The organism is Coleofasciculus sp. D1-CHI-01 (genome assembly GCF_040218875.1).
GTDB lineage: Bacteria > Cyanobacteriota > Cyanobacteriia > Cyanobacteriales > Coleofasciculaceae > Coleofasciculus.
In genome coordinates this window covers 44,454-50,793 of record NZ_JAVJQP010000001.1, presented here as the reverse complement: position 1 = coordinate 50,793, position 6,340 = coordinate 44,454, and the positions used below count along the sequence as shown (strand labels likewise).

The window sequence follows — 6,340 nt, the reverse complement described above, 5'->3', positions numbered from 1 at the left end:
TTTTTTCCAAAATTCTCACGAAGCGGGGTGGCTTGAATGTCAAGGGAACCGAAGATGTAGAGGAGGTCATGAAAATTGCCCACGCGGGAGATGCAGATATTATCTTGATGGATGTTTCCCTGGCTCACAGTGTTTACCAAGGTAAGCCAGTTGATGGCATCAAGATTACCCAAATGCTGAAAGCGGACGATCAAACCAGCCATCTGCCCATTATATTAGTCACGGCTCATGCTATGGAAGGCGATCGCGAAACCTTCCTTAAGCAAAGTGGTGCTGATGGTTATATCTCTAAACCTGTTGTTGATCATCAACAGTTTGTCGATCAAATCCTGGCACTTTTGCCCAAAGATGATTAAGCAAACCTGAGTAAGAGCAACACCTGGAGATAACCCTTGTTGGTATAGAACGATTCATCCTCGGAAACTGGGTGCTGACATTGCCGAACCCCTAGAGTCTTGCTAAAGTACACCTGTACTGTACCACAACCGTTTCGGCAAAATATAGAGGATGAAAAACGTCAGAAAGCTTGCGGTTACTTTTGCTTATACATCCCCTGATACCATACCTTAGCAGCGTAGAGACGCGCCATGGCGCGTCTGGAAACACTCAAATTTTGATTCAAGGGGTAACGTCCACTTGTACAGGAACATTGTTACCGGGGGCAATGGTTGCCTGAATTCTGGGGTTTGCCAAGAATTTTTGAGTATCAGAGATCAGACGTTCCCCCCAAAGATTTTCCTTAAGGAAATCTAAATCAGCATAACGCTCATCTGAGCGGAGGGCAGTTTCTCCTAGGGTAAGCCCTCTGTCTTGCTCCCCTTGACTATAAAGGGCTACCGCTACAGCCAGCTTCGGTTCAGCCGCTTCTGGATCAATCGCGATCGAATCTTGCCATTTGTCAATCGCGCCAGCCACATCCCCCTGTTCATACTTGACTAACCCAATATTGTTGATCGCGGGCCACACGGGCCACGTATCGCTCGGTTCCTGATCGGCAGCTTTTTCATAAGCTGCGATCGCCATTGGATACTGATCCAGCATATAGTAGGCGTTGCCTAGATCAAAGAGCGCTTCGGGAACCTCAGGTTCTATCTTCAAGCCAGCTTCTAAACTAGACACAGCTTTTCGATATTCCTCTTTCTGAAAATAGGTATTGCCTAAGGAGAAGAGAACACCAGCCTCTTCAGGTTTTAAGGATTGAGCCTTAGAGAGTGCCTCAATTCCCTCGTCGAATTGTTGGTTTTGGACATACAAGGTTCCCAAAATAAACCAAGTTTCAAAACTGTTGGGGGCAAGCTGAGTAGCGAGTTTAGCTCTAGATAAGGCAAGATCGTATTGCTGAAAACGGGTCAGCTGAACAGCATCCTGCGCCAGATTCAAGCCTTGTTGCTCCAATTCCTCAGCATCGAGCTGTAGGGTATAGGGAAGCAGGGCTTGTCCAGAAACAGGAGCAGGCTTGGTTAGGAAAGCAAGTAGAACAAAAATGGGCAATAACAGGATACGCTTGAACACGGCGAAGTCTCAAACCACAATAAGGAATCTTTCGCTACGTTAACATTCTTGCTGGCGTTCTCGTGCAGGCTACACAGATCTCCGACAACTTCTACGAAGTCGGGGATCTTGCTGGAGTAGGTTGTACTTCATCAACCACCAAATTTGCTGTAATGTAAGCGTCTGGCTCACTAACTTGATGAAGATTTGATTTTTTTTGTGGCAACATTGCCCAGTCCCTGTCAGACTGATGATCAAAGCGCACTTTTTTTCAAAAGACAACTTTCTTGATGCAACGCCCATGAAAACCGTTCTGATTGTAGAAGACGATCCCATTAATCTTCGCGTTTTTTCCAAAGTTCTCACCCAGAGGGGTGGCTTGAATGTCAAGGGAACCGAAGATGTAGAGGAGGTCATGAAAATTGCCCAGGCGGGAGATGCAGATATTATCTTGATGGATGTTTCCCTAGCTCACAGTGTTTACCAGGGTAAGCCAGTTGATGGAATCGAGATTACCCAGATGCTGAAAGCGGATGCTCAAACCAGCAATCTGCCCATTATATTATTATCCGCTAATGCTATGGAACGCGATCGCGAAGCCTTGCATAAGGCAGCTGGTGCGGATGGTTATATTAGAAAACCTATTGTTGATCATCAACAGTTTGTCGATCAAATCTTGGCACTTTTGCCCAAAGATGATTAGTACATCAGCGTAAATAGGACTTACGCTTTCTTGACGGCACAGGCGCTACTAATTGCCCAGTCCCTGTCAGACTGATGATCAAAGCGCACTTTTTTTCAAAAGACAACTTTCTTGATGCAACGCCCATGAAAACCGTTCTGATTGTAGAAGACAATCCCATGAATCTTCGCATTTTTTCCAAAATTCTCACGAAGCGGGGTGGCTTGAATGTCAAGGGAACCGAAGATGTAGAGGAGGTCATGAAAATTGCCCAGGCGGGAGATGCAGATATTATCTTGATGGATGTTTCCCTGGCTCACAGTGTTTACCAGGATAAGCCAGTAGACGGTATCAAGATTACCCAGATGCTGAAAGCGGATGCTCAAACCAGCAATCTGCCCATTATATTAGTAACGGCTCATGCCATGGAAGGCGATCGCGAAGCCTTGCTTAAGCAAAGCGGTGCCGATGGTTATATCTCTAAACCTATTGTTGATCATCAACAGTTTGTCAATCAAATCCTGGCACTTTTGCCTAAAGCTCATTAGTACATCAGCGTAAATAGGGCTTACGCTCTCTTGACGGCACAGGCGCTACTATATGATGTGTTTGTGCGTAAGTCCTGGTAAATAGAGACGTTGTGGCGGAATGTCTCTACCACGGTTGTTCACGAGTATGACAAATCACCGAGTTTTTTAAATGACCAATTGGGTAAGCCAGCCGCTTGGTTTATGTCGTTACCATAGAGAAGAAGAACAGAGAAACTTGAGCGCAAAAACTCTGTTGTAGCAGACTGATGGGGAAACCTGACACAGACTATGGGTAAAGTCAATAATCCTCTCCCTTGGATAATGGGAATCATTACAGCCAGCCTTCTTGTCGCGGGTGGTGCGGGATATTTTGTGATTGCGGCAAAACCAGACACAGTTGATCTTGATGAACTAACTGTGCCAGTGGATGTGCAGGATTTAGCAGTACGGATCACGGCAAATGGTACGGTACAACCGATTCAAACTGTCAACCTCAGTCCGAAAACGTCGGGTCGTTTGGTCAAATTAGAAGTCGAACAAGGGGATCGGGTTGACGCGGGAGATGTGGTGGCGGTAATGGAACAAGAGGATGTTAAAGCTCGGTTTTTAGGAGCCAGAGCTGACCTAAAACAGGCACAAGCCCGTCTCGCTGAAGCCAAAGCGGGTCCTCGTCCGGAAGAAATTGCCCAAGCTAAACAGAGATTTCAGCAAGCACAAGCCCGTTTAGCAGAAGCCCTGGTTGGTAATCCCAGCGAAATTAACCAAGTAGTAGCTCAAGCCCAAACTGCCAGTTCCCGCTTAGATTTAGCTACAGTACGTGTCAAACGCTATCAATATTTAGTAGAGGAGGGCGTTGTATCCCAAGATCAATTTGATGAAGCCTTAACAGAAGCCCGCACTGCTCAAGCCCAGCTTGAAGAAGCCAAACAACGTTTAGCCCAAGTCCGCAATACTAAAAACACTGAGGAGCAAACTAGCCCAGAGATTGTTCGACTCAAAGCGGCGGTGAATGAAGCGGGTTTTGCGGTGCAGCAACTGCTCAAAGGAACTCGTAAAGAGGAAATAGCTCAATTTGAAGCTGCCGTAGAAGCGGCGAAAGCCCAAACCCAAGCTGCCTACATCCAACTACAAGATACGATTATTCGTGCGCCTTTTCCGGGAATTATCACTCAGAAATATGCCACGGTTGGCGCATTTGTCACGCCAACAACCTCGGCATCGAGTACAGCTTCAGCTACCTCGACTTCAATTGTGGCATTAGCCACCCAACAACTAGAGGTTCTGGCTGAAGTTCCAGAGGTTGATATTGGACAAATTCAAGAAAAACAGCCCGTACAAGTTATCTCAGATGCGTTTCCGGATCAGGCTTTCCGAGGTCAAGTGAGACTAGTTGCCCCAGAAGCCGTTGTTCAGAATGATGTCACCTCCTTTCAAGTGCGAGTTGCCCTAGCACCTGAAGCACAAGAAAAGTTGCGATCAGGGATGAATGTTGATCTGACATTTTTAGGAAAACCGATTAGCGATGCTCTGGTTGTTCCGACAGTGGCGGTTGTGACTCAAGAGGGCGAAACTGGAGTTATGGTTCCTGATTTTGAAGATCAGCCTAAGTTTAAACAGGTCACAATTGGAGCAACTATTGAGGATAAAACTCAGATTATCCGGGGATTGAGAGAAGGAGAAAAGGTTTTTATTGATTTACCTGAAAACTACAATCCTGAAGAAGAAGAGTAGAACAAATGTGGAGAAGTTTAAGGGGAACCAAGATCGCTAATTGCCAATCCGTCTTTGTCACCTCTTTTATATCTTGGTCTTCCGAAAAACCCTCTCTAGGTAAACATTGTAGGGGCGACCCGCCATACATTGGTGTCAACTTAAGCCACAACCCCCTCACCCCCAAGCCCCTCTCCCAACCCCCCTCGTTCCCCCCTACCCCCCTCGTTCCCCCCTACAAGAGGGGGGAGGACAGAGGATGCTTCGCTTTTATGGCACGGGGGATGACTAAGGATGCTTCGCTTTTATGGCAGGGGAGAGGGGAGCAAGAAAGGTGTTATATTCCAGATATAGGCAGCTACATCTTTTATCATTAATCATTTCGGTTCCCCTTCTCCCTTGATGGGAGAAGGGGTTAGGGGATGAGGGTGAAACGCTTGCCAGTATTAGTTATCACCTTAAGTTGACATGCATGGCCGCCATACCCAATTAACATTACCTAACCCTTAATTTTACCGCGTCGCCCCCCGCTTACAGGTGTAGCTTTTTTATTTTATGGTTGGGACAAGACAAGAGGAACAAGGTGATAAGAAGACAAGTGTATTTAGACAGGGGCGAGTCGATATAGGTTAATTCTTACACCGCCTACTATGTGCAGCGACTCGCCCCTACAACCACGATAATCCTATAATGTAATGACAAATGACCAATGGATATTGTAGAAAGCATCAAAATGGCATCCACCACGTTGATGGCGAACAAGCTACGCAGTAGCTTAACCATGCTGGGCATTATCATTGGCAATGCCTCAGTGATCGCGATGGTGGGAATTGGACAAGGAGCGCAAAAGCTAGCCTCTGAACAGTTTGAAGCTTTAGGACCTAATGTCCTATTTGTGATTCCCGGCTCTCGTGAAGCGCAACAGACAACGGTTGATTTTCCCAAAACATTAGTTTGGGAAGACGCTAAGGCGATCGCGACTCAAGTTCCAGCCGTTGCTGAAGTTGCCCCGCAAATTAATCTGAGATATTTAATCACATATCGCAATCGCAATAGTAATTCATTGGTGATAGGAACGACTACAGAATTTCCATCTGTTCGCAGCTTTAATATTGCCAAAGGACGGTTTTTCAACGATATTGACATCAAGCGCAATAACCAAGTTGCGATTCTGGGTTCTGAAGTCGTCGAAAAATTATTTGGTTATCAAGATCCGATTGGTCAATCGGTGCGGATTAAAGATGTTAGCTTTGAAGTTATCGGGGTGATGGAACCCAAAGGGACTTTTTTAGGAAATAACCAGGATGATACAGTGTTTATCCCTCTGAGTACGATGGCGAATCGATTGCGGGGACGCACTTCTCCTTACGGGGTTCAAATTAGCTGGATTGCTATTTCTGCTAGGAATCGAGATAGTATTAGTGCCGCACAGTTTCAAATTGAAAACTTACTGCGGCGACGCCACAAGATTGTAGGTGAAGATGATTTTGGCGTTCAGACTCAGGAAGATATCTTACAAATCGTCAATACGGTGACAGGCGCATTAACGATCATGCTTGCCGCGATCGCAGCCATCTCTTTAGTTGTTGGCGGTATCGGCGTGATGAACATTATGCTGGTATCAGTTAGGGAACGAACCCAGGAAATTGGACTGCGGAAAGCCGTGGGTGCTAGAAAAGAGGATATCCTAATTCAGTTTATGATTGAAGCCATTATTCTCTCCGCCGCCGGGGGGATCATTGGAACGGCAATTGGGGTAAGTGGTGTTTTACTTGTCGGTGCTTTCTCGCCATTAAAAGCTGGAATTTCTCCCATCGCTATTCTCGTGGCGGTTGGTGTTTCTGGTGGAATTGGCTTATTCTTTGGCGTTGTCCCCGCCCGACAAGCCGCGAAACTTGACCCAATTGTAGCGTTGAGAAGTGCTTAG

Annotated in this window: 6 protein-coding genes; 5 read left to right on the top strand and 1 reads right to left on the bottom strand. The window is 46.3% G+C overall.

Features of this window, described 5'->3' with window-relative positions; all coding sequences use genetic code 11:
- Nucleotides 1–356: response regulator (locus RIB93_RS00240; RefSeq protein ID WP_446369163.1), on the top strand; the 356-nt coding region annotated here is incomplete at its 5' end.
- A gap of 262 nt (nt 357–618) precedes the next feature.
- Here RIB93_RS00240 and RIB93_RS00235 read toward each other — a convergent pair.
- Entirely contained in the window at nt 619–1,512 is an 894-nt protein-coding gene (locus RIB93_RS00235; protein WP_446369161.1) for a tetratricopeptide repeat protein, read from the bottom strand.
- Between the two features lie 280 nt (nt 1,513–1,792).
- On the opposite strand from RIB93_RS00235, the gene RIB93_RS00230 reads away from it, so the two are divergent.
- The 4 genes from RIB93_RS00230 (at nt 1,793) to RIB93_RS00215 (ending at nt 6,340) form a co-directional block, all read left to right on the top strand.
- On the top strand, nt 1,793–2,194 hold the full coding sequence (locus RIB93_RS00230) for a response regulator (protein WP_446369159.1): 402 nt from the start codon (nt 1,793–1,795) through the stop codon (nt 2,192–2,194).
- A gap of 125 nt (nt 2,195–2,319) precedes the next feature.
- A complete protein-coding gene (locus tag RIB93_RS00225) occupies nt 2,320–2,721 on the top strand; it encodes a response regulator (RefSeq protein WP_446369157.1) in 402 nt (133 codons plus the stop codon).
- Nucleotides 2,722–2,991: 270 nt separating this feature from the next.
- The gene (locus RIB93_RS00220; RefSeq protein ID WP_446369155.1) at nt 2,992–4,434 is read left to right on the top strand and encodes an HlyD family secretion protein; all 1,443 of its coding nucleotides are present in this window, start codon (nt 2,992–2,994) and stop codon (nt 4,432–4,434) included.
- 688 nt (nt 4,435–5,122) lie between these two features.
- Nucleotides 5,123–6,340, top strand: a complete 1,218-nt coding sequence (locus RIB93_RS00215) for an ABC transporter permease (RefSeq protein WP_446369153.1) — start codon at nt 5,123–5,125, stop codon at nt 6,338–6,340.

What these genes read in the sequence shown, in the direction of transcription:
- RIB93_RS00225 (WP_446369157.1), top strand. Translation starts at nt 2,320, where the DNA reads ATGAAAACCGTTCTGATTGTAGAAGACAATCCCATGAATCTTCGCATT.
- RIB93_RS00215 (WP_446369153.1), top strand. Translation starts at nt 5,123, where the DNA reads ATGGATATTGTAGAAAGCATCAAAATGGCATCCACCACGTTGATGGCG.
- RIB93_RS00230 (WP_446369159.1), top strand. Translation starts at nt 1,793, where the DNA reads ATGAAAACCGTTCTGATTGTAGAAGACGATCCCATTAATCTTCGCGTT.
- RIB93_RS00220 (WP_446369155.1), top strand. Translation starts at nt 2,992, where the DNA reads ATGGGTAAAGTCAATAATCCTCTCCCTTGGATAATGGGAATCATTACA.